This window comes from Halorhabdus amylolytica (assembly GCF_004944975.1).
GTDB classification, from domain to species: Archaea; Halobacteriota; Halobacteria; order Halobacteriales; family Haloarculaceae; genus Halorhabdus; species Halorhabdus amylolytica.
Genome location: NZ_SPQG01000006.1, coordinates 59,034 through 80,630, shown reverse-complemented (window position 1 = coordinate 80,630; position 21,597 = coordinate 59,034). Strand labels below are relative to the sequence as shown.

21 protein-coding genes and 1 tRNA gene are annotated in these 21,597 nt (G+C 63.2%); 9 read left to right on the top strand and 13 right to left on the bottom strand.

Translation table 11 applies throughout. The annotated features are described in order from the left end of the window. The first annotated feature begins 1 nt into the window (after position 1). Positions 2-256 carry a glutaredoxin family protein gene (locus E3374_RS09615; RefSeq protein WP_136688869.1) on the top strand — a complete coding sequence of 85 codons (255 nt, stop codon included), beginning with the start codon at positions 2-4 and terminating at the stop codon, positions 254-256. Positions 257-493: 237 nt separating this feature from the next. On the opposite strand, the gene kdgK1 is transcribed toward E3374_RS09615, so the two are convergent. Continuing rightward, a complete protein-coding gene (kdgK1, locus tag E3374_RS09610; RefSeq protein WP_136688868.1) occupies positions 494-1,486 on the bottom strand; it encodes a bifunctional 2-dehydro-3-deoxygluconokinase/2-dehydro-3-deoxygalactonokinase in 993 nt (330 codons plus the stop codon). Between the two features lie 363 nt (positions 1,487-1,849). Here kdgK1 and E3374_RS09605 point away from each other — a divergent pair, with 363 nt between their 5' ends. Further along, positions 1,850-2,770, top strand: coding sequence for a dihydrodipicolinate synthase family protein (locus tag E3374_RS09605; RefSeq protein WP_136688867.1), 921 nt, complete (start codon positions 1,850-1,852; stop codon positions 2,768-2,770). Between the two features lie 313 nt (positions 2,771-3,083). Here the strand turns inward: E3374_RS09605 and E3374_RS09600 are convergent, their stop codons facing one another. The 3 genes from E3374_RS09600 to E3374_RS09590 all read right to left on the bottom strand — a co-directional run bounded on the left by E3374_RS09600 (position 3,084) and on the right by E3374_RS09590 (position 5,983). After that, positions 3,084-3,419, bottom strand: a complete 336-nt coding sequence (locus tag E3374_RS09600) for a DMT family transporter (protein ID WP_136688866.1) — start codon at positions 3,417-3,419, stop codon at positions 3,084-3,086. Positions 3,420-3,584: 165 nt separating this feature from the next. Next, positions 3,585-4,961 carry a UDP-N-acetyl glucosamine 2-epimerase gene (locus tag E3374_RS09595; protein WP_136688865.1) on the bottom strand — a complete coding sequence of 459 codons (1,377 nt, stop codon included), beginning with the start codon at positions 4,959-4,961 and terminating at the stop codon, positions 3,585-3,587. A gap of 62 nt (positions 4,962-5,023) precedes the next feature. After that, positions 5,024-5,983: a transcriptional regulator gene (locus E3374_RS09590; RefSeq protein ID WP_136688864.1), complete on the bottom strand. Its 960-nt coding sequence runs from the start codon at positions 5,981-5,983 to the stop codon at positions 5,024-5,026. Positions 5,984-6,149: 166 nt separating this feature from the next. On the opposite strand from E3374_RS09590, the gene E3374_RS09585 reads away from it, so the two are divergent. After that, on the top strand, positions 6,150-7,436 hold the full coding sequence (locus E3374_RS09585) for a tRNA(Ile)(2)-agmatinylcytidine synthase (protein WP_136688863.1): 1,287 nt from the start codon (positions 6,150-6,152) through the stop codon (positions 7,434-7,436). 181 nt (positions 7,437-7,617) lie between these two features. On the opposite strand, the gene E3374_RS09580 is transcribed toward E3374_RS09585, so the two are convergent. The 3 genes from E3374_RS09580 to leuS form a co-directional block, all read right to left on the bottom strand. After that, a complete protein-coding gene (locus E3374_RS09580) occupies positions 7,618-7,824 on the bottom strand; it encodes a DUF7535 family protein (RefSeq protein ID WP_136688862.1) in 207 nt (68 codons plus the stop codon). Positions 7,825-7,945: 121 nt separating this feature from the next. Continuing rightward, on the bottom strand, positions 7,946-10,102 hold the full coding sequence (locus tag E3374_RS09575) for a beta-glucosidase (RefSeq protein ID WP_136688861.1): 2,157 nt from the start codon (positions 10,100-10,102) through the stop codon (positions 7,946-7,948). Positions 10,103-10,413: 311 nt separating this feature from the next. Beyond that, positions 10,414-13,098 carry a leucine--tRNA ligase gene (gene leuS, locus E3374_RS09570; protein ID WP_136688860.1) on the bottom strand — a complete coding sequence of 895 codons (2,685 nt, stop codon included), beginning with the start codon at positions 13,096-13,098 and terminating at the stop codon, positions 10,414-10,416. A gap of 144 nt (positions 13,099-13,242) precedes the next feature. Between leuS and E3374_RS09565 the strand changes: the two genes are divergently transcribed. After that, on the top strand, positions 13,243-13,614 hold the full coding sequence (locus E3374_RS09565) for a spore germination protein GerW family protein (protein WP_136688859.1): 372 nt from the start codon (positions 13,243-13,245) through the stop codon (positions 13,612-13,614). A gap of 91 nt (positions 13,615-13,705) precedes the next feature. Here the strand turns inward: E3374_RS09565 and E3374_RS18085 are convergent, their stop codons facing one another. Both E3374_RS18085 and E3374_RS09555 read right to left on the bottom strand, forming a co-directional pair. Next, on the bottom strand, positions 13,706-14,095 hold the full coding sequence (locus E3374_RS18085) for an HNH endonuclease (RefSeq protein ID WP_248299436.1): 390 nt from the start codon (positions 14,093-14,095) through the stop codon (positions 13,706-13,708). A 513-nt stretch (positions 14,096-14,608) separates the two neighbouring features. Continuing rightward, positions 14,609-14,680: transfer RNA gene (locus E3374_RS09555), tRNA-His, on the bottom strand. A gap of 214 nt (positions 14,681-14,894) precedes the next feature. Between E3374_RS09555 and E3374_RS09550 the strand changes: the two genes are divergently transcribed. Further along, entirely contained in the window at positions 14,895-15,347 is a 453-nt protein-coding gene (locus tag E3374_RS09550; RefSeq protein ID WP_136688948.1) for a DUF5814 domain-containing protein, read from the top strand. A 14-nt stretch (positions 15,348-15,361) separates the two neighbouring features. Here E3374_RS09550 and E3374_RS09545 read toward each other — a convergent pair whose 3' ends face one another. From E3374_RS09545 to E3374_RS09535, 3 genes are all read right to left on the bottom strand, one after another. Continuing rightward, complete coding sequence (locus E3374_RS09545; protein ID WP_136688858.1) at positions 15,362-15,790, bottom strand: CopG family transcriptional regulator; 429 nt, start codon at positions 15,788-15,790, stop codon at positions 15,362-15,364. Between the two features lie 95 nt (positions 15,791-15,885). Then, positions 15,886-16,500 carry an RPA family protein gene (locus tag E3374_RS09540; RefSeq protein WP_136688857.1) on the bottom strand — a complete coding sequence of 205 codons (615 nt, stop codon included), beginning with the start codon at positions 16,498-16,500 and terminating at the stop codon, positions 15,886-15,888. After that, positions 16,500-17,435 (bottom strand): replication factor A, encoded by a 936-nt coding sequence (locus tag E3374_RS09535; protein ID WP_136688856.1) that lies wholly within the window; start codon positions 17,433-17,435, stop codon positions 16,500-16,502. The genes E3374_RS09540 and E3374_RS09535 overlap by 1 nt, the downstream gene beginning before the upstream one ends. 164 nt (positions 17,436-17,599) lie before the next feature. On the opposite strand from E3374_RS09535, the gene E3374_RS09530 reads away from it, so the two are divergent. The 4 genes from E3374_RS09530 to E3374_RS09515 all read left to right on the top strand — a co-directional run bounded on the left by E3374_RS09530 (position 17,600) and on the right by E3374_RS09515 (position 20,653). Further along, complete coding sequence (locus E3374_RS09530; protein WP_136688855.1) at positions 17,600-17,887, top strand: DUF7091 family protein; 288 nt, start codon at positions 17,600-17,602, stop codon at positions 17,885-17,887. Between the two features lie 153 nt (positions 17,888-18,040). Beyond that, the gene (locus E3374_RS09525) at positions 18,041-18,796 is read left to right on the top strand and encodes an ABC transporter ATP-binding protein (protein WP_136688854.1); all 756 of its coding nucleotides are present in this window, start codon (positions 18,041-18,043) and stop codon (positions 18,794-18,796) included. Beyond that, entirely contained in the window at positions 18,793-20,406 is a 1,614-nt protein-coding gene (locus E3374_RS09520; protein WP_136688853.1) for a hypothetical protein, read from the top strand. Before E3374_RS09525 ends, E3374_RS09520 begins: the two co-directional genes overlap by 4 nt. A 40-nt stretch (positions 20,407-20,446) precedes the next feature. Next, positions 20,447-20,653: a hypothetical protein gene (locus E3374_RS09515; RefSeq protein WP_136688852.1), complete on the top strand. Its 207-nt coding sequence runs from the start codon at positions 20,447-20,449 to the stop codon at positions 20,651-20,653. A 33-nt stretch (positions 20,654-20,686) separates the two neighbouring features. On the opposite strand, the gene E3374_RS09510 is transcribed toward E3374_RS09515, so the two are convergent. Next, the gene (locus tag E3374_RS09510) at positions 20,687-21,472 is read right to left on the bottom strand and encodes an SDR family oxidoreductase (protein ID WP_136688851.1); all 786 of its coding nucleotides are present in this window, start codon (positions 21,470-21,472) and stop codon (positions 20,687-20,689) included. Between the last annotated feature and the right edge of the window lie 125 nt (positions 21,473-21,597).

Sequence of the window (21,597 nt, the reverse complement as noted above, 5' to 3'; positions counted from 1 at the left end):
GATGCCCAACCTCGAACTGTACGAATTGCAGGGCTGTCCGTACTGCGCGAAAGTCAAAGAGAAACTCGACGAACTCGGTCTCGAATACGAGTCCCATATGGTCCCCTCCTCGAAGAACGCCCGTGACGAGGTGAAGGAAGTGAGCGGTCAAACGGGCGTCCCCGTCCTGGTCGACAACGACAACGGCATCGAGGGGATGCCCGAGAGCGACGATATCGTCGAGTACCTCGAAGAGACCTACGGCAGCGGCGTGTAAGATCGGTTTTCGCCTACGTTTCGTTAGGGGTGCCGTCCCGACATGGTTCGTGAGCATCGATCTCCCGCCGATCCCGATGTTTTCGCCTACGTTTCGTTAGTGGTGCCGTCCCGACGGGAGCGTCGCCGATGGTGAAACGGCCGGGTGCATCACAATCCCCGGGCAAACCCATCAGTAGCGTCTCGAACGCCCTCACTGACGGAATTACAGATCCGTACTGACGGAGTCACGGACGGGTCACCGGTCGATTCCGTCCGCCCCGCCCCTCATGGCCTGTCGGACTTCGTCTCGATCGATTATCGCCAGGTCGCCATCCAGCGTCCGTTTCAGCGAGGCGGCGGCCGCACCCGCCGACAGCGCGTCCCCGATCGGAGCGTCACGGAGGTACCAGGCGAGGAAGCCGCCGACGAAGGCGTCCCCACTGCCGATCGGATCGCAGGTCTCAGCGTCGATCGCGGAGCGTTCGGTCACCCCGTCCCGATGTCCGGCGACGGCTCCGCGTTCACCGTCAGTCACGACGACGAGCGACGGCGCGTACTCCTCTCTGAGAGTCGTGGCGATAGTGCCCGAGCTGCCCGTCTGTCCCAGGATGGCTTCGGCATCTCGTTTCGCGACGACGAGGACGTCCACGACGGACAGGAGCGCGTCGATCGTCTCTGTCGCCTCCGCCTTCGACCACAGTTTCGATCGATAATTGACGTCGAAAACAGTCCGTGTTCCCGCCTCCCTGGCCGCTTCGAAGACGGACCGGGTCGTCTCACGGAGCGTCTCGGAGAGGGCCGGCGTGATCCCGGTCGTGAACACGGCCGAGGCGTCCCGGATGCGCTCCATCGGAAGTTCATCCGGCGTGAGACTGGTCACAGCTGCGTTTTCACGATCGTAGATGACGTTCGTTCCGCGGGGTGATCCCCCCTGTTCGATGAAGTACGTCCCCTGGCGTCGCGTGCTGTCCCACTCGATCTCGACGGAGACGTTCTGGGCTTGCAATGGATTGCAAACGCGTCGACCCAGTGGTGAATCGGGGAGTTTCGAGCACCACGTCGCATCCAATCCGAGTCGTTGAGCCGCGAGTGCGACGTTACTTTCGGCACCGCCGATACTGAGATCGATCGTCTCCGTCGTTTCGAGGCGCTCACCCCGCGGTGAACTCAAGCGTAACATCGTCTCACCGAACGTGACGATGCGCGGCGGCTCTGTAGTCGATTTCGAACGGTCAGGATGTTCGGTCATATTGTGCCCCTCCGCCAGGGAGACGTTCTAACGGCAAAGACGAACAGTCGAGCGAACGCCCTCGTGAAACGTTCCGATGACAGCACCTGGGAATCGTTTCCGGTGGCCCCGGAAGGACTACACAGTAAATCACGCGAGAGAGTGCGGTTGCACGCCGGGCTCCAGAGTACGGGAGACGGAGCGGATCGACCCATATCCCTCACTTTTCACGGAGGGCAAGTAAAGACTGGCGGCGACAATTCCGGATGGCCACCTGGCATCGGAATCCTGGCGTTCACCGACCTCACGTCGGTTCGTAAGGCCCCGAGGGCGTACCGATCGGCAAAATCTTTTCGACCGTCCGGCACGACGATTTCGATTGGTATGACTGAAATCGCGAGCCCCGGAGACGACGATCCACTCTCACTGCAGGGAGTGATCCCACCGACGCTGACGGTGTTTGAACAAAACGGGGATGTCGACTTAGAACGGACGGCTGAACACGCCCGGTTCGTCGTCGAGCAGGGAGTCCACGGGGTATTCCCGCTCGGTACGACCGGCGAGTTCACGTTGCTGTCCTCGGAAGAACGAAAGCGAGTGCTTGCAGCAGTCGTCGACGCTGTCGGGTCGGACGTGCCGGTGATCGCCGGCGTCGGCGAGTCCGGGACGTCTGAGACGATAGCTCGCGCCACGCCAGCCCAGGAAGCCGGCGTCGATGGTCTCGTCGTAGTGACCCCCTATTATTATCCAGTCGACGACGAAGGCGCGATCCAGCACTATCGCCGGATCGCCGAGGAGACAGCTATGCCGATCTACGTCTACCACATCCCATCGAAGACCGGCAACAGCCTCTCGTTGCACGCTATCTCCGAGATTGCGGCGATCGACGGCATCGCGGGACTGAAAGATTCGAGCAAGGACGTACCCTGGCTCGGTCAGGCGATCGCCGACAACTCGCAGTTGACGTTTATGGCTGGTTCGGACTCGCTTTTGGTCCCCGGGCTCGATCTCGGCTGTTCGGGACTGGTCAGTGCCGTGGCGAACGCTTTCCCGGAACTGGTCGTCGAGCTGTTCGAAGCGTACGAATCAGGTGACCGTGAGCGGGCACGAACCCTCCAAAGTGAGATCTACGCGGTCCGGACGGCTATCAAACGAGGGCCGTATCTCGCCGGAGTCAAGGAAGCACTCTCACTCCGTGGGTTCGACGCAGGCCCCTTACGAGACCCACTTCGGCGGATGAGTGAAACGGAGAGACGGGAACTCGAAGACGATCTCCAGCAGATCGATTCGATCGAATCGATCTGAGTGACTGAGAGACGTTACCCCATTGTCTGGGGTGAACCAACGATTTTCCGGATTCCCGGGAGTCGAACGTTCCCGTCGACCATCGTGGTCTAGACGTCCGTGATTTTCGACATCGCGACTGCCGGCGCGACCTCGTCGTTATCGACGGCTGTGGGCGCGAAGTTCCGCCGAACGGCCGACGACCCTCCCCTGGTCGGATAGGCGAGTTTTTCGCGAACGCCACTACGGAGATCCAATCAAAACGAGCCAGTTGAGCAGTCAGATTGTCTAGAGTTCAGTAAGTTAAGTAGTCAGATTGTCTAGATTTTAGTAGCTACTTCGCGGTCGCGTACGCGCCCGAGCGCGTCAGCAGGACGACGCCGGCGACGACGAGTATCAGTCCGGCGACAGCGGTCGCGTCGAGGGACTCCCCGAAGTAGGCGACGCCGACCGTCGCGGTTCCGACGATGCCGATGGCCGCCCAGATCGCGTAGACCTGTCCGATCGGGAGCGCCTCCAGCGCCAGCGAGAGGAAATAAAAGGAGGCGGCGTACCCGGCGACGACCACGGCGGCCGGTAGCAGGTTCGTGAAGCCGTCCGAGAGTTTCAACGCGGTCGTGCCCAGTATCTCCGAGGCGATCGCGATGGCGAGTGCGAAGTACGGTTGCATGGTCACCCAATCACGGGCGGAGAAGAAAGGAGTTACCGAACCGGACGACGGTTCCCAAGTTCGTCACTCTCCGTCTGCCCGGCTCATACGGATTATTGTAGATTATTTCCGGATGACGCCGACCCAGGGTCGACGGATACCGGTACATCACGACAATAATCCGTATCAGAGGTACTCGAAATCCTGCTCGCTCGTCGAAAAGCCGACGCGTTCGTGCGCCCAGTCGAAGGGAACCTCCTCGCGTTTCTCCTCGAGGAACTCGACGATCGTCCCGCCGACGTCTCCACCGTAGAGGTTCGGCCCGGTCGCGATCTCCTCGCGGACGGCGTCGGTCTCGGCGACGTACTCGACCATCTCCTGGACATATTCGCCATTGACAGGCGGAACGAGCAAATTGGTTCCCGCGTCGAAGACCGTCTCCGGTCGGTCGGTGTTGAACCGCGCGGTCAGGCAGGCCGCTTCGTCGATGTAGTTGAGTTCCTCCTGCATGCTGCCCGAGTCGGTGAACTCGGCGAAACACTGCCCGGACGTGAGGAACTCGTAGACGTGGGCGTGTTTCTTCCAGAGACCAGTGAAGAGGAAATTATCCCGGTTCTCGTCGAGTTCCAGCAGTTTCTCCCGATAGCCGTACTGTTTCAGGGCCTGCTCGGTCGCCGTCAACTCGACGAAGTTGACGTTGTAGCCGTCCTCGACCAGGCCGATAACGCCCTCGACGATCGCTTCGAACCGGTCGGGCAGGAGGTTCGCCCGGCGGTGAATGTCCACACGGAGCCACTCGTCGCGCTCCTCCAGGACGGGGTAGATGTCGAAGATACTCTCTTCTAGGTCGGCGTTCCGTTTCATCTCGATGGCGTCGACGACGCTGTTGCCGACCACGGGGATCCGCTGTTGGCCGTCGACCTGGGCGGGATAGCCCTCGTTTTCGAGGTGCTCGCGGTTGAGTTCGACGGGCGCGAAGTGATATATCGAGGCCGCCGACCCGACGAAGGTGTCGTACTGCTCGGGGAAGGGCTCGGCACGGTTAATCGACCACTCGCCGTTCCACTGTCGCTCGACGAACGCCGCGGGATCGTCGTAGTCCTCGAAGTCCGGGGACATCCCGCGGAGCCCGGCCTCGTTGTGCGCGGCGGCCTGATTCGTGGCGAACAACCACGCCTGTGGAACGACGCCAGCGGCGTGGGTGTCGCCGTGAACGATCGGGAGGACTGTGGTGTCGGGCCAGTTCTCGGCGAGGTGATCAGCGAGTTCGTCGATCCGGCTGTGGACCTGTGCGGTCTTCTCGGAGAGGCTCCCGCGGATCCCCAGATCGACCGCCACACGGTCTTCGATGCCGTATTCTTCGAGACCGTGACCGAGGACGTCGTCGTAGTGTTGGCCGGTGTGGAGAACGAAACAGGGGACGTCGTGTTCCCGAGCGGCCGTGACGACGGGAGCCTGTTTGTAGAAGTCCGGTTTCGTGGCCGTCACGACGGCGAGGACGAATTCCCCCGCGTCCATCTGACGGGCGAGACGATCCTCGTAGATCATCAATTCACTTGACATACACGTTCATGGGAGACCAACGAGTTGTGCGTTCTGGTTTTGACCGACTTCGAGAAGAGCTTTCAGGCAGGTTCTTCGCCGCGGTCGCGGATCATGTCCCGCAGTTCGTCGGCGTCCTCGATGCCCTGCATTTCGGATTCCTCGACGAGGGCGGTCCCCTCGACTGAATCCCGCGTCGCTCGGTCGACGACGTAGACGGCCCGCGTGCCAGTCACGCGCCCGACCGAGGCCATGATTCGGGCCCGCTTTTCGGCGGTCTCGGTGAGTTCCGAATGGCCGGTCAGCACGCGGTCGCGCCGACGCTGGTCCTCGCTGACGGTCTTGAACGGGGCGCGGTTGGTCGGGTGCACGTCGAAGCCGACCCGCCTGAGCACCGTCACGACGAGTTCGTCGTCGGGGTCGACCTCGGGGTCCTCCGGCATCGACTCGTCGTCACGGACCTCCTCGGCCCCTTCAAGGACCTGGACGGGAGAGGTCAGCGGCGCGTCGAAGATTTCCTCGAGTTCGGCGGCAACCTCCACTGAGGCGTCCATCCCGTCCTCGTACTTCGAGACAGTTCGCCGGGAGACGCCCAGTTCCTTGGCGAGTTTCCCAAGGCTCATGTCCTCGTTCTGGCGGGCATCGGCCAACACGTCGCTGTCGATGGTGACGTATAAGCCCCCCGGGGCCGCGTAGATCAGGGGCGGGACCTCCTCGAGGAAGAAGTCCATCGCCGTGTCCGGACTGAGGACGGGCACGCCGTGGCGGAAGTACACCACGCCCGGCTTGAGTTCCTCGTCGCGCGTCCGGAGCCCGATCACCAGCGGCGTCGCCTCCAGATACTCTCCCAGTCGGCGCATTTCTGCGCCTGTACGTCCGTCGAAGGCGTCGATGTTGCCGAGGATCTTCACCAGAACGGTGTCCTCGTCCCTGCGGGCCGCCACGTCGAAGCTCTTCGGTCGGATCGCACACCGGTCGCTGACGAGAAAGCCCGCGTCCTCGAGCATGGCCATGACGTTCTCGACCAGTGCGGATCGTGACATTGGTGTCGCTACGGAAAACTAACGTGATCGTTCTATAAAGGAGTTGTGGCGGCTGTTTGTCCGCACTCCGGTGGTTTCGATACGCGACCGGACCTGTCTGTCTACCGACTAGTCGTCGATGGCGGCGGTCGAAACCCGTTAGTCCACCGGCGAAATAGCCTTCTCCGTGACGATCATCGGGATCGACGACACCGACTCCCGGAATCGGGGGATGTGTACGACCTACCTGGCCGCGCGGGTGGCCGATCGGCTTGCGGCCGACCACGCCGTCCACCGACGGCTGCTGATCCGTCTGAACCCGGCCGTCCAGCACAAGACCCGTGGGAACGCCGCGCTGGCGATCCACACTGACGCGCCTGTCGAGGCCGCTCTCGAAGCGGTCGATGTCGATCTCGACATGGCCAAGACGGCCGATCCGCGGACGAACCCCGGCGTCGTCGTCGCACCCGTCGCTCCCGAGGAGCTCCCAGATCGGGTCGTTGCGTTCGCCCACGAGGCCGTCCGGGACCATCACACGCCCGCCGACACGCGTGATCTGCTCGCTGAACGTGGATACCGGACGCGTTCGGGTGGGAACGGCCGGGGTCTGATCGGCGCGCTCGCTGCCGTCGGCGCGTGGCAAACCAGCGACGACTGGACGTACGAGTGTATCTCCTACCGGGAAGTCGAGCGCCGGGGGACGTCCCGCGAGGTCGATCCCGGATCGGTCTTTGCCGCCGCCGACCGGGCCTATCCTGGCGCCTGGGACACCGTCGACCGCGGCGAGGGGGAACTCGTCTGCGTGCCACACACGCCCGGACCGATCCTCCACGGGATCCGCGGGGACGACCCGGAAACAGTCCGAGCGGTGGCCCAAGCCATCGAGGGGGAACCGGTCGAACGACGGTCGCTGTTCGTCACCAACCAGGGAACCGACGCACACCTCCGGGACGGAACGATTTCGCGGGTATCCGACGGCCGATCCTACCGCGTGACCGGGACCGTCTGTGATCCGCCGGTGACCAGGGAGGGCGGGCACGTCTTCCTCGTAATCGCCGACGAGAACGACGGCGTCGGGGGGGAGGGGTCAACGACACTCCGGTGTGCAGCCTTCGAACCCACCAAACGCTTCCGCGACCGCGTTCGGAATCTCAAAGATGGCGACCGCGTGACCGTCTGTGGAGAGGTCAGCGACGGCACGCTGAAACTCGAAAAATTTGCCGTCCGCGACCTCGTGAGTACGGAACGCGTCACGCCAACCTGTCCGGACTGCGATCGAACGATGAAGAGTGCCGGGCGCGATCAGGGCTACCGCTGTCGTGATTGTGGAACGTCTGTCGACGGGAAGGTCGAGCGCGCGATCGAGCGCGACCTGGAATGGGGTTGGTACGAAGTGCCACCGTGCGCCCGACGACACATCGCCAAACCGCTCGTCCGCGGCGGCTTCGACGCGCCGATTCACCCTGAACGGTGACCGAAGAGAGACCCCGAGAGTCTCAGATCCGCTGTCCATCCCGCCGACTGGGCCACGATTTGTGTCGAGGAATTACCCGACACAGCAGGGTCTCGAAAGGAAGACAGGGACGTCCGAACGGCAGTACTCACGGACGTTTCCGTTCTATGCGCTCTCCGGGACGTCTCGCAATCTCGCGTGCCTAGCCTCGCAGGACGCCCAGTCCCTTCGAGACAAACCATCCCGCGACGATGAACGGGAGCAACGGGAGCAACAAGAGGAGAATCGGCGCTGCGACCAAGTAACCAAAGAGGTTCATCTGGACGTTCGGACCTTCTGTCGTGAGCGGCGTGACCGTCCGCAACGCCGCCCGTACGTCCGATTCCTCGTCCGCGTCGGCAGTGCTCATACCCCCGCTACGGGCAGTGGGGGCATAAATCACCCGTCGTCGGCAGTCGATCGTCAGGGTCGTCGGCCGCTGAGATTATCGGGAGCGATCGCACGCGGAACGCTTCGGCCGCGATAACCCCCTATCGTTCGATAGATCGTTCGAGACGGCTATCCCGAGCCGACCGTCCGATCTCGACGACGTACTCGCCGGAATCGACAGTCCAGCCGTCGCCATCGTCGTATCGGGCGAACGCCCGACTTCCGAGGTCGATCTCGGCCGTCACACGCTCGCCGGCCGGAACCTCGATCGCGGCGAACCCGGCGAGTTCTCGCTCCGGGCGATCGATGCCGTCGATCGCGGGCGGACGAACGTACGCCTGGACGACCTCTCGGCCGTCGCGTTCGGCGACGTTCTCGATAGTGACCGTCGCCGTTTCACCGTCGATCGAGGCGTCGACGTACTCGAAGTCGGCATAGGAGAGTCCGTGGCCGAAGGGGTAGGTCGGCTGGGACTCGATCCGGTCGAAGTGCCGATAGCCGACGAAGACTCCCTCGTCGTAATGGACCTGCCCATCGACGCCGGGGAAGCGCCGCTCGTCGGCCGTGGGATAGGTCGCTTCCGGGGCGAACGTGACCGGGAGTCGTCCCGCCGGATCGTGGTCTCCGTACAACACTGCGGCGATCGCATCGCCGTGGGCCTGGCCGGGATACCAGTTCTCGACGATCGCCGCTACATCCTCGCGCCACGGCGTCTCGACAGGCCCGCTCGTGTTGAGAACGACGACCGTCCGATCGTTGGCATCGGCCACCGCCTCGATCAGTTCGTCCTGACGGTCGGGCAACGAGAGGGACTCCCGGTCGAGTGCCTCTGTCGCCACGTCACGGGCCAAGACAACTGCGACCTCGGCATCGGTCGCCGCGTCGGTCGCCGCGTCGATGGCTACCTCACCGTCGGGTTCGAGATCGGTATCCCCGCTCAAGTAATCCATGAGCGACACACCCACGACCCGCGGTAGACCGCGAACGACGTCGACGTCGCCGTCCGCCCGCTCCGCGACCGCATCCGCGGGGACGCTCTCGACCACGGGAGAGGTCTCCGAGGATCCGCCGCCACCGAGGATCGCCTCGTCGACGTTCGGCCCGATCAGGGCGACGTCAGCGTCCTCCTCAATCGGCAGGATACCGTCGTTTTCCAGCAGGACCGTCCCGCGCGCGGCAACGCGCTCTGTGAGGTCGCGATGGGCGTCCGTGTCAACGTCCCCCTCGACGCGATCGCCGTCGAACATCCCCACCCGATCCATCTGTCCGAGGACGCGACTGACCGCGTCATCGAGGCGTTCTTCGGGTACCTCACCGGCTTCGACCGCGTCCGCGAGCGTCTCAGCGAAGCGCTCGCAGGTCTCCGGGTCGGGCATCCCGTTTGCGACCTCTTCCGGCATGGTCTCTCCTTCCTCCTCGTCGTCGGACATCGCGTCCGTGGGTGCCTCCACGCCACCGTCGTCGGCCGATGCTTCCCCGTCGTCCTCCGCCATGGGTGCGACCATCTCTTCCATCGAAATGCCCGGCATCTCGACGTCGAGGCCACCGTTCACAGCCGCACTCGCGCTCTCGGTCCCGAACCAGTCCGAGACGGTATAGCCCTCGAAACCGAACTCGCCCTTGAGGACAGTGTTGATCAGGCGGTCATGATCGCTCATCCGGGTGCCGTTGACGGTGTTGTAGGCCGTCATGACCGACCCGGCGCCGACGTCGACGGCCGCCTCGAATGCAGGCAGATAGAGTTCACGTAGCGCGCGCTCGCCGACCTGTACGTCGATGGACGCACGTTCCCGTTCCTGATTGTTCGCGACGTAATGTTTCGGCGTGGCGATCACGTCCATCGACTGGATCCCCTCGACGACCGCGGCCGAAAACGCCGCGGCATGGACGGGATCCTCGCTGAAATACTCGAAATTCCGGCCGTTGTTCGGGACCCGAATCAGATTTACACCCGGCGCGAGCAACACGTCCTGGCCTTTCCCGCGTGTCTCGCGACCGAGTGCCGTGCCGAACTCCGTGGCCAGATCGACATCGAACGTCGCCGCGAGGGCAAGCGGTGCCGGGAACGCCGTCGAGGACTCCCCCGGGATACGCACGCCAAGTGGGCCATCGACCATCCCTAACGGCGGGATATCCAGGCGTTCGACTCCCGGGATGTATCCGGTAGCCCGGCCGTCCGGGTCGACCGCTCCGTGAGTGAGGCTGACTTTCTCCGCGAGCGTGAGTTCGTCGATCAGGCCGTCGATCTGGTCACCCATGCCACGGATTACGGAATGATTCATCACAAATGTACCGGTGGGACAACCACGTCTGTCCGATCGTATCGATCTGTTCGACAGAACAGTCCGTGGCGTCGAGAGGGCGGGGACGTGAGACGATATGGCGTCAGGGAGCGACCCACGGTCGTCGCTGTTTCGGTCGCGGTGGATTCACGGAACAGCGTCGGGTTCGATCGACATCTCGTCGCTGCTCGTCCAACCGGTGAGAGTGAATTCCAGTCAGTAGAAGTTGTTTTCGGGTCGTCGAGTAGCTGGTCGAAGGCGGCCGACGGATCCGTTCGAGACGGCCGTCACTCGGCAATGTCGATTGCAGGTCGGCCGGGTTCGGCCTTGCTGGCGAGATCGTCGGGGGCGTCTTCGGCGGCCAACACCGTGACGTCGGCGTCGAACTCGCGTTCGATCAGCCAGGCAGCCCGGTCGAGCGCCGCCTGCTCGCGGTCAGGAGAGAGGAACTCCTCGACGTGACCCCGGCCGGCCAGTTCTTTCGCGTAGTCGGCCGCTTCTTCGCCGTAGCGCTGGAGTTCCTCGTTCTGCATGACCGCCGGGACGACGTTTTCAGCGTCGCGGGCGACGTCTGCGACCTGATGTTTCCAGGCGGAGGCGACCGCGAGCGTGATCTCCGCGGGATCCTCGATACCGACCGTCTCGATGATGTCCCGAACGTCTTCACGGGTGTCCTCGATAAGCCGCCGTTCGAGAATGTGGCCCTCTGGCGTCTCGGCCACGGGCCACACCGCCTCGACGAGCAGGCCGTCGTTGCCGAGTTCGTCCCAGATCTCCTCGCCGACGTGCGGGGCAACCGGCGCGAGGAGTTTCGTCGCCGTGACGAGTCCGTCCTCGAAGGTCTCGGGATCGACGACCGTGACCTCCCGATAGCGACGGAGCAGCGAGACGAGTTCCCGGACCGCCTGCAGAGCGTGGTTGAACCGGAAGTCCTCGTACTCCGCAGTCGCACTCGCGACAGTCGCCTCGATCTCCCGGGCGACGTACTCGGCGATCGCCGCGTCGTCGTCACTCCCGCCGTCGGCTGTCGTTACCTCGCCCGTTTCGTACTCCACTGCCAGTGTATAGAGGTTCTGCAAGAAATCATGAGCCGAACGGACGCCCTCCCCGCTCCAGGCGAACTCCTTCTCGGGCTGGGCGGCCTCCATGATGAACAGCCGGGCAGTGTCGGCCCCGTACTCGTCGATGATCCGCTGGGGGGAGACGCCATTACCACGACTCTTTGACATCTTGTTGCCGTCCTCGCCCAGGACCATCCCCTGGTTGGTCAGGTTCTCGAAAGGCTCGCGGATCCCATCTAACAGGTCGACATCGTCGAGGACCTTCGTGAAAAAGCGCGCGTACAACAGGTGCATCACAGCGTGCTCGATCCCGCCGACGTACTGATCGACGGGCATCCAGTCGGAGGCACGTTCGCTATCGAAGGGTGCGTCCTCCAGACCCGGCGAGACGTACCGCAGGAAGTACCACGACGACCCGATGAAGGTATCCATCGTGTCCGTCTCACGGACGGCGTCGGCCCCACACTCCGGACAGGAGACGTGCTTCCAGTCCTCGGCGGCGTCCAGGGGATTGCCAGTCGTGTGGACGAACTCCGGCAGTTCGACGGGCAGGTCTTCCTCGGGGACGGGGACCGCCCCACAATCGTCACACCACACCATCGGGATCGGCGTCCCCCAGTAGCGCTGTCGTGAGATACCCCAGTCCCGAAGGTTGTACTCCGTGCGGTGCTCGCCGTCGAACTCCTCGACGAACCGTTCCCGGGCCTCCTCACTCGTCAGCCCGTCGAACTCACCGCTGTTGACCAGCACGCCGTCCTCGGTGTACGCGGCCTCCTGAATGTCGATCTCTTCGGGGTCGATATCCGCGTCTTCAGTGGGTTCGACGACCTGCTGGATCGGGATATCGTGGGCAGTCGCGAACTCGTGGTCGCGGTCGTCGTGGGCCGGAACAGCGTACAGCGCGCCGGTCCCGATGTCCGTCAGAACGTAGTCGGCGACGTAGACCGGGATCTCCTCGCCAGTGGCGGGATTGATCGCGTACTCCCCGGTGAACACGCCCGAGGTCACGTCGAGTTCGTCCTCGTCGGCCGCCGCTGCCATCTCGACGTACTCGGCGACTTCGTCGTTTTTCTCGGCGATCTCCTGGGCAACGGGGTGACCCGGTGCCAGCGAAAAGTAGGTCGCGCCGTAGATCGTGTCCAGGCGGGTCGTGAAGATGTCGACCTCGCCGTAGCCGGGAATCTCGAAGGCAACGCTGGCGCCTTCCTGCTTGCCGATCCAGTTGCGCTGCATCTCCCGGACGTTGTTGGGCCACCCCTCCAGGTCGTCTAAAGCCTCGTAGAGTTCCTCGGCGTAATCGGTGATCGAGAGGAACCACTGGTCCATCTCGCGGGTTTCGATCGGTGTGTCACACCGCCAGCACAGTTCGTCCTCGCCTTCGACCTGTTCGTCCGCGAGGACAGTCTCACAGGAGGGACACCAGTTCAACTCGGCTCCCTGGCGTTCGACCAGGCCTTCCTCGTGGAAGCGCTCGAACAGCCACTGGTTCCAGCGATAGTAGTCCGGGTCACAGGTCGCTACTTCGCGTTCCCAGTCGTAGCCAAAGCCCATCCGGGTGAGTTGCTCGCGCATCGAATCGATACAGGAAAGCGTCCAGTCCCGGGGGTTCGTATCGCGTTCCTCGGCGGCGTTCTCCGCGGGGAGACCGAACGAATCCCACCCCATCGGGTGGAGCACCTCCTCGCCGCGCATCCGCTCGAACCGGGCGAACGCGTCAGTGATCGTGTAGTTGCGGACGTGGCCCATGTGGAGGTTCCCCGACGTGTAAGGGAACATCGCCAGGACGTACGCCGGGTCCTCGGCGTCGTCCGGGATGCGGAAGACGTCCGCCTCCGCCCATGCCTCCTGCCAGGCGGGCTCGATCTCGGTGTGATCGAACCCACGATCGCGCTGGTCGCTCTCTGTGGCCATCTTGGCTCCACCTGAGAGAGCGACACTGCTATACCTTTCTCTTCGGGGTATTGACGCCACGTAGTGTGACACGTCCGAACGGCGAACGAACGCCGCTACGCGGGATAATCGTTATCCGCCCGCTGTTCGTCACTCCGGACGATCATGGAGCTTCACGATGCAGTCACAGCGGCGATTGAGACGATTCGGGAGAGTGCCGGAGTCGAGCGGGTCTATGGCGAAGCGATCGAACGCGATGGCCGGACCGTCGTGCCCGTCTCCCGGATTTCCTATGGCTTTGGCGGCGGGTTCGGCCAAGGATCGAGCAACACCGAAAATGGAGACGACGAGAACGCTTCGACCGATAACGGTTCGGGCGGCGGTGGCGGTGGAGGCGTCGTCGCAAAACCGATCGGTGCGCTCGAAATCACCGACGAGAACACCCGGTTCGTCCGGTTCGACGGTCGAAATCGACTACTCGGCGCGTTCGTTCTCGGCGTCGCAGTCGGGTGGGTGTTCCAGCGCGTTCGTGAGTGACTCGTTTCCGTGTGAACGAGTCTCGAGTGGAAACGAAGGGGTGTGGCGGATAGCTACTCCGAACGATAGGTGACTGAAATCAGTTGGAACATCAGTCCGAATTCACGATATTTGCTTCCGTTCGAAGTGTGGCCGCTTCGATATTTCCGAACTCCGCCCGGCGATGGCAGGACGGGCACAAGGAAACGACATTGTCGATGGTGTGGGCATCAGTTTTTCCATGTCTATTTGATGTAACAAAAGATCGAACGGGAATGATATGATGGACGTCGGGATTCCGACCGAGACTATCGGAGTCAATTCCACAGTGTACGCACTCGTATTCGTCGCGTTCGAGCGCTTCGCGGCGGACTGCGTTCCAGCCCTGACCGTAGTTTCCGGTGTCACCACCTCGCCAGTTTGGATGACCATTACCGCTGAAAGCGTCGGAGAGCCATTTGTGGTGACAGTCTGGACTACAGAGGGTCACTTCACCTTCCATCTCACTTGGATATCGTTCGACGGTCGTCCCGCAAACGTCACACGATACCGTCGCTTTCCCACCGTTCCAGCGTGGATTAGCCGGTCCGTCGATTTCGGGCAACTCCCGCCATGAAACGGATTCGACACAAGTGCTGCATAGAACCCCCTCCTTCTCAGAGGGGTAGTACTCAAATTCCGTGCCACAGCTGTCGCAGGTCGTCGTCTCCTTGCCACCGGAGTACTTCGGATTTTGTTCGCCTGCGTACGATATCGCCTTCGATCGACAGTCCTCCGAACAGTATTTTTCTCGTATTCACAGTAAAACTGCTCGCCACATTCAGCACACTCTCGATTCGGCAGTTGCTCACCGTGGCGACGGCTATGATGGATGCCAAGACCACGCCGCGTTTCGAACACGCGCTCACACGTCGGACACTGAAATTCCTGCACAAGTACTTTGCCACCGCACTGTATAATAAACGAGAGTCGTCAGCTCCAAATAAAATTCATGTTTGTGAATCGTGAAAATAAGGTCCGGGTGCGAGAATCGAACCCGCGTCTCAGCCTCCACAAGGCTGAAGGATAACCACTACCCTAACCCGGACACGCTGAGAGCACCTCTAACTACCTAGTTGTCGTTCAAATACGTTACGACTCGGCCGGACTGCTGTACCCCGTTGCCGGTATCCGTCGTCTCCGGATCGGCGCGATGTGGAACCACGATCAGCGGGTCGTGGCAGGGGGACGTTCCCCCGTCGATGGGTGCCGTCGTTACTTCCGGGACGCTTTTGACCGACCATACCTTCGATGCAGTTGTCGTGGCGATCACCGACAAGATCTACGTCAAGAATCACCGCCAGCTCGTCTCCCAGCTAGAGACCTCGTTCCCGAAGAGTGCCTTCTCCGGCGCGACGCTGGACGTACTCTTCCACGGGGAGAACCTGGCGAAGTTGGACGACGCCACACAGGATCGGGTCCTCGATTTCGCCGAGGACTTCATGGACTGTGACTGCGACTCGGCACCCCATTGTGGGCACCCCGAGGAAAAGTTCGTCCGCTATCTACTGGAGTTGCGTGCCGGAGGACTCGGTCCGGACGCCATCGTCGACGTGATGGGCGACGAGTACATGCTATATGCCTATCCCGGCGACGTGCTTTCCTTTCTCGACAACTCGGTCCGGACGCTGGAAGCGATCGAATCGCTGGCTGACGTCGACAGAGAGCGGGACGTAGCCGAACAGGCAAAACAGCGACGCGAACAGTTACTCTAGGCGTCGAAGAAAAGCTACAGCGTCTCCTCGAACTCGCCGATCCGGTAGGCCGACTCGCTGTCCTCTTCGTCGCCGTCCAGATCTTCGAGCATGATGACCTCCTCGTCGCCGTCGACTTCCTCGCGGAGTTTTGTCACGTATCGACGGTATTCTTCGAGTTGCTCCCGGAGGTGATCGGCCTCCAGTTCCAGGCGCTCGTGCTCGCGGACGAAGGCCTTCGGAACCTCGACCGTCGGCGGGAACGAGTCGTCGTCTCCCTCCTCGCCGCCGTTGAGTTCGTGTTCCGGGACGACCTCGACCTTTCCGCTGTGGTCGACGAGCATGTCGACATAGTCCCGGAAGACCGCAGACAGTGAGATGTCACGCTCCTCGGCGATCTCCCGGAGGGTCTCGAACTTCGCCTCGCTGACCCGAAAGGAGATCGTCTTGTTCTTGTTGCTCATCGTTGCCGGACGATCGGTCGTCCAGCTACTTAATGATTTGTCAGACGGTCGCTCACCGGCCAAAATGCGCGAATCGTGGCAATACGACGGGGCGGTCAGGTCTCGGGATCGGCCGCCTCGTCCTCGAGACTCTCTAGGGCCTCGACCGCCAGCCGGCGATAGTTATCGATCGCCGGTTCGTACTCCTCGTGGGCCATCCGGACGTACTCATCCGGGGCGTAGTCGTCCTGGGTCGGGTCGGCATCGCGATAGCCCTGGACGCGTTCGAGCGTTCGCTCGGCCGTCTCGACGACCCAGCGATCGCGCGTCCCCTCGTTGACTGGCGTGATCGACTCGGGCCTGATCGAGACGTTGACCTCGCCGTCGTCGGTCTCGTAGGTACGGGGCTTGCCTACCACGGCGACGTACGCCGGCGGTTCGAGTTCCCGGAGCATCGAAGCGGCGTCGGGCTGGTACTGCCCGGCGTACATGAAGAACGTGTCGCCGTTGGGATCGACGACCCGCCCCTGCCAGTACTCGCTGTCCTCGCCGACGTCCTCGGTCTCGGTCAGCGTCCCCACGACGAACACCCGATTGGCGCGTTCTCCCGTCGGCAAGAGGACGTACACCGGCGCGCGATCGTCATCACTCTCCTTGAACGTGTAGGTCGCGTCGTTGAACTCGCCCGCGAACACCCGACGAGCGACCTCGCGGGTCGGCGTCGCCGCCATTATATCGACCTCGCCTTGATGAGGGCGGCTTCAGGATCGACCGCCTCGGTCAGCGTCTCGACCTCGTCGGCCAACAGGTACCGCCCGAAGGTCGGCCCCTCGACGCGGTAGTACCGGCCCATGATCGTCCCCTGCATCTCCTCCTCGACGACGCTCGTGTCGAGCGCGTCCATGGCCATGTCCTTGGCCTCCTCTAAGGTCACGCCAGTCAAGTTCTCGGTGGCTTCCTGATCGAAGATGACCTCGGTGACTTCCTCGCCGTCGTCGAGTACGCCCTTGATCCGGAGGTCGAACTCGCCCTCGACCTCACCGTGTTCGGAACAGCGGCCGTTCTGGAGGACGCGCGTGCAATCGTCCTCTGGACAGCGCTTGATCAGCCCGCTGCCGCTCTGGATGTCGACTAAGGCCCCTTCGACCTCGAGGGCGTCGTCGCCGACCTCGATCTCCTCGTCGGCCCCCTCGATGACCGTCGTCCGGTTGAGTTTGACCGAGAACCGTCCCTGGTACTCGTCGGTGACGACGTTCCGAAGGTGGTAGGTCTCGCCCTCCGCCAGTTCCTGAAGATCGGACTTCGACCACTTGGTGAACTTGATCGTCCCAGTCTCGTCGCCAAGCAGGCCGACCTGAGCGACGGCGTCGCTCCGGGGCTCCCAGAGTTCGACGACCTTCGCCGTCATGTCGACCCACTCCTCTGGCGCGTCGACGTCGGCGGCCTGGACCGTCTCGTTGCCGCCTCCACCGCCGCCGATGTCCTCGCGATCCAGTCCTGCCTCGTCGAGATAGGAGTTAGTGACGCTCCGGCGGGCCTCGCTGATGGGGACCTGGTACTCGTTGACCAGCGTGTCCAGTCGCTCCTCGATCTCCTCAAGAGAGACGTCTAGCTGGTCGTCGAACTGCTCGTGTATCTCTTCCGCATGGGTATGCAAATCCGTCATGGCTGTGCTGTCTCCGCGTGTTTTCGATGGGAGACACCCGATAGTAGGTCGCCCTCCTACTTAAAGTCGCGGCGACCGGGCCGGAAGTGAAAGTCACGACGAGAGCGAGTAACGGGCGTGTGCGCGGCAAGAAAGTTCTTGAGTCGGGAGACCGGAGGATTCGTATGGCCGAGGACAGGGATCGACTCCCGGCGGTCGTCCGGTCGAGCCTCCGGTCTGCAGGTCGACAGCTGGCCGAAGCCAGGAACGCTTACGACGACGCCAAGCGGTCGGCCCGCGCGGACCTTCCGCTTTCCGAGGATGGGGAGGCCCGGATCGTCTGCCGCCGTCACGCGGAACGGCGAACGGTTAGCGTAGACGAGGACGGACGTCCCCAGTGCTTCGATCCGGAGCACTCCGATTGTCAGGGATGCGTCGAAGACATCCGTTCGGGGACGATCGAAACGTGGTGAGCGAGTGGATCCCGAGAAACAGTCGCAACATGGTGAGCGAGGAGAACTCAAGAGCCGATCGAAACGTAGTGAGCGAGTGGGGCCAGGGAGACCGACTGCAGTGCGTGCAGTCGTGGGGGACCTATTATTAGCGGTGTCGGCGAAGGGCGGGCAATGACAGCCGACGGGAACGCGATCACCGCGAGGGAGATCACCAAGCGCTACGGGGAGACGACGGCCGTCGATGGCCTGGGTCTCGAAGTGCCCGAGGGCGTCGTTTACGGCTTCCTCGGACCGAACGGTGCAGGCAAGACCACGACGATGCGGATCCTGACAGGACTGAGCGAGCCGACGAACGGCGACGCGTTCGTCGACGGCGTCCACTGTGCCGATCGCTCAAGTCTCGTCGATCACATCGGGCTCCTACCCGAGGAGCCACCGCTGTACCGCGAGCTGACCGGACGCGAACAATTGCACTTCGCCGCCGACCTGCGAAACGTGCCCTGGCACCAGGTCAAAAATCGAGCACTGGAGATCGCCGATGCGCTCGAGTTGAAATCGGATCTCGATCGGCGCATCGACGGCTACTCAAAGGGGATGAAACAGAAGACGGCGTTCATCCAGGCCGTCCAGCACGACCCGGCAGTGGTCTTCCTCGACGAACCGACTTCCGGACTCGATCCCCGGGCGGCCAAGACTCTCCGGGAGTTGATCGTCGAGCTAGCCGCCGGTGAGACGACGGTGTTCCTCTCGACACACATCCTGCCGGTCGTCGAGGAGATCGCCGACCGGGTAGGCGTCCTCTATGACGGTCGGCTGGTCTCGGAAGGATCGCCCGACGGGCTCGCCGGAGCCAGCGACGACGGCGAAGGGGACCTCGAAGATGCGTTCCTCGAATTGACCGCGGATCCTTCGACAGCCTGGCAATGACGGGGACGAAACGATCCAGCGAGGGAACGTTCAGGGCGGCCTGGACACTTGCGAGGGTCGAGCTTCTCACGACCGTTCGCAACGTTCGCGGAAACCTCCGTCAGACCGTGGGGACGGGATTCATGCTGTTGATGGCGGTCGGCTTCCCACTGCTCCTGTGGGGGGAGGCGACCGGATTCGGACGGGCGGCCGCGAGCGGAGCGCTCCCGATCGGGACGCTCGCCGCGAGCTACCTCGGCGTCGTTTTCGCCGGCGGATACGTCGGGTTCGTCGGTGGGTTCAACCAGTCACGGGTCGGCGTCGTCGGGCCGCTGATCCGGACGTCGATCCCGCCGGCGGCCGTCTCGCTCGGTCGGTTCGTCACGCGGACCATGGAAGGATTGGCCGGCCTCGTCCCCGCCGGAGTCGTCCTGCTCGCGGGCGTCGGCGTCGGGGCCGGCAGTCCACTGGTTCCCGTCCTCGTGGGTATCGGTTCCCTTCCGGTGGCGGCTATTGGGCTGGTCGCTGGAAGACTCGTCGGTGACGGCGCCAGATACGTCAACGAGCGAGTACAGGTGTCGCTGTGGATCCGTGCGACGGTGTTCGTGGGGCTCATTATCGCGATCTTCGTCGGGACCCAGGCCGCGTTGGCGCCGATGTTCGAGGACGGGAGTTACCTGAAACCAGGGTCGATCGGATCGATACTGCCGGGTGGGCCACTACAGGCGTACGCTAGCCTCGTGTTCGCGCCACTGGGGGCGACGATCGAGGCACTCGGTATCGTCATCAGCGCGGCGCTGCTCGTGATCGCGCCGCTCGGGCTCGTCGCCGCGATCCGCGTCGAGACACACATGCTCGTCCGTGACGTCGGCGGCGACGGGAGGACACCCCGTATCGAGGGTACCGACGACGTGCCGAGAGTGTTCGATCTCACGCCGGCGAGTCGGATCGCCTGGCGATACCTATTGCGGACCCGCCGAGACCCCCGAACGCTCGCCCACCTCACGCCGGTGCTGTTCGGCGCGCTCGGCATGAGCGGGACGGCTCTGGAGGATCCACACACGCTATTGACGATCGGTCCCCCCGGGATGGTCATCGCAGGATCGATCCTCGCGGGCGGCGCGTTCTGTTTGAACCCGCTGGGCGACGACCGGGATCAGCTCTCACTCCTGCTGACGAGTGTCCCCGCGATCGGCCCGCTCCTCCGGGGACGCATGCTCGCCGGGATCGTCCTCGGACTGGTAGTCGGGATCGGAGTGGGGACCCCGCTCGGACTGGTCGAATATTCGCCCGCCTTCGTCCTCGGACAGTCGCTGCTCGCCGTCCTGCTGGTCGTCGCCGGCGTGGGGACGGCACTCGGATTGGGAGCCGCCGTCCCGAAGTTCGAACGCCGCGAGTACATGAGTGTCGAACGGGCCCATCCCTCGTTGCTGATCACGATCGCGTTCTTCATGGGCGGGATGGCCGTCGGCGCGATCGGCTTCGGACTGCTGTGGCTGACGCTAACGGAATACGCACTCGAAGGCGTCGGACTCCTGGCCGGGTACACGATCGTGCTCGGGGTCATCGCTGCCGGTGGATACTGGTACGCCACTCGTCGATTCCGGGACATCGATCTCGATCGACCGTGATCCCGGAAGTTCCTTTAGTTCGCCCGGAGAATCCGGACCTATGCGCGGGTACGTCTGGTTCTGGCTGTTCGCCCTCTCGGTGCTGGCGTCGCTGAGTATGATCGGCGTGTTGATCGTCGACTTCTTCTTCCCGAACCCGCCGTGGGGCGGGCTTCCGCCGGTCGGTTACGTTGGCGCGATGGCCGTCGCGATCGTCTCTGTCGGCGTGATGATCGCACTATCGATGGCCCGTCCCGAACTCAAGTGAGTCGTTCCCGCCCCTCACCGATCCGGAGCGCCGTCACTCCCTGATCGAGCCGCCGTCGATCGGTACCGCCACGCCAGTGATGAAACTCGCCCGTGGACTCGATAGGAACGCGACCACGTCGCCCAGTTCCCGGGGCTCGCCGATGCGTCCCAGCGGGACGTCACTCCCCCAGTCCTCGTAGCCCGCCTCGTAACTGTCGTACTCCCCACGATCGACGGCGTCCTCGATCAACTCCTCGATTCTGGCGGTCTCGTGGGCCCCCGGAAGAACGGCGTTGACGCGTACGTCAGGGGCGAACTCGCGGGCCTGAGTCTGCATCAGGCCGATGACCGCGCGCCGAACGGCGTTCGAGAGCACCAGATCATCGATGACTTCCCGGACCGACCGGGACGTGATGTTGACGATCGAACCCGCCTCGCTCTCCCGGAGATGTGGATAGGCTGCCCGCGTTATGCGCACGACGCCCATCACGAGCAGGTCGTAGGCGTCGTACCACGCGTCGGTGGGCGTTTCCAAGAACGATCCACTAGGCGGCCCACCCGCGCTCGTCACGAGATGATCCAGCCCGCCAAAGGTCTCGACGGTCTCCTCGACCAGTGTCTCGGCGTGATCCGGATCCGTTATGTCGGCCTGGATCGCACGAACGTCGCCCGATCCCGTGGCTTCGAGTCGATCACGAGCCGATTCGAGTCGCGATTCGCTACGACCACAGACGACGACGTCCGCACCTTCCGCGGCCAGGGATTCAGCGCTCGCAAGTCCGAGACCGCTGGTAGCAGCGGTACACAGCGCGACGTTGTCCGCCAGATCGAGATCCATACCAACGGGTGAACGCCGCGATGGAAAAAGACCCACGGGTAAGCGAACGATCGACATACCCGATAGCGGTTGACGGCGAAAAACCGGACTGTCCAGACGTAACGCCTGCGACGACCGGACGCAGC